Raw genomic sequence first — 990 nt, forward strand, 5'->3', positions numbered from 1 at the left:
CATGTGATCGACGTCATGACACAGCAGGTCGCGACGGTGGTCGAGAGTACGCCAGTCGCCGAGATCGCAACCCTGCTTGAACACAATCGGATCAAACGTGTCCCCGTGCTTCGCGACGGACAGGTGGTGGGGATCGTCAGTCGCGCCAATCTGGTGCGAGCTTTGGTCGTTGCCAGGAAGGGTTGGCGCGCTCCGGCCTCGCATGACGACAGCAGTATCAGGCTGGAGATTATTGACGCCTTGCGATCCGAATCGTGGCCCTCGCCCGGAAGCTCGGACGTGACCGTGACCAACGGCGTGGTCACCTTCTGGGGAGCTTACTTGTCGGAGCAAGAGCGGAAAGCTTCGCTCATTCTGGCTGAAAACACCGCTGGCGTACGGGCTATCGATGATCACCGCATTCCCCTCGATATGACCTATGTCGTGGTCTGAAGGGGCGGATGAGCGCTGGATCAGAGTATGCCCTTGATGCAGACAGCCCGATTTCCGCAGAGCAGATTCGACTACTCGTCGACTCCTTCTACAACAAGATTCGCGCCGACCCGGATCTCGAGCCGATTTTCGAGCGCGTCGTTGCCGGCGATTGGGAAACGCATCTGGCGAAGATGTACGATTTCTGGTCCTCGGTCATGTTGACCACCGGGTACTACAAGGGAAGTCTCCTCGCGGTCCGCACGCATATCGGCGGATTGGAGCTCGGTCTGCTCGACCGGTGCCTCGCCTTGTTTGGCGACAGTTGCGACGAATTGCTGGACAGCGAGACTGCGGGACTCTGTTGGCTGAAGGCCGCCCACATAGCTGAAAGTCTGAAGTTGTTCTTGTTCTATCGCCCTGAACGGCCATGGCTGAGAAACGCCGCATGACGTTCGTGGTCACCGACAATTGCATCAGATGCAAATACATGGACTGCGTGGAAGTCTGTCCCGTGGACTGTTTTTACGAAGGCGAGAACATGCTCGTCATCCATCCCGATGAATGCATCGACTGCGG

Annotated in this window: 3 protein-coding genes; all 3 read left to right on the plus strand. The window is 57.8% G+C overall.

The genetic code is table 11. The annotated features are described in order from the left end of the window. On the plus strand, positions 1-432 hold a 432-nt coding region (locus EN935_RS37655; RefSeq protein WP_127374322.1), incomplete at its 5' end, for a CBS domain-containing protein. An 8-nt stretch (positions 433-440) separates the two neighbouring features. Continuing rightward, positions 441-863, plus strand: a complete 423-nt coding sequence (locus tag EN935_RS37660) for a group III truncated hemoglobin (protein WP_127265133.1) — start codon at positions 441-443, stop codon at positions 861-863. Further along, on the plus strand, positions 860-990 hold a 131-nt coding region (locus EN935_RS37665), incomplete at its 3' end, for a ferredoxin family protein (RefSeq protein WP_245489161.1). The genes EN935_RS37660 and EN935_RS37665, both read left to right, overlap by 4 nt.

Source organism: Mesorhizobium sp. M7D.F.Ca.US.004.03.1.1, from assembly GCF_003998635.1.
Classification (GTDB): domain Bacteria; phylum Pseudomonadota; class Alphaproteobacteria; order Rhizobiales; family Rhizobiaceae; genus Mesorhizobium; species Mesorhizobium loti.

Coding starts and splice junctions, on each gene's coding strand:
- EN935_RS37660 (WP_127265133.1), top strand. CDS start 441: ATGAGCGCTGGATCAGAGTATGCCCTTGATGCAGACAGCCCGATTTCC.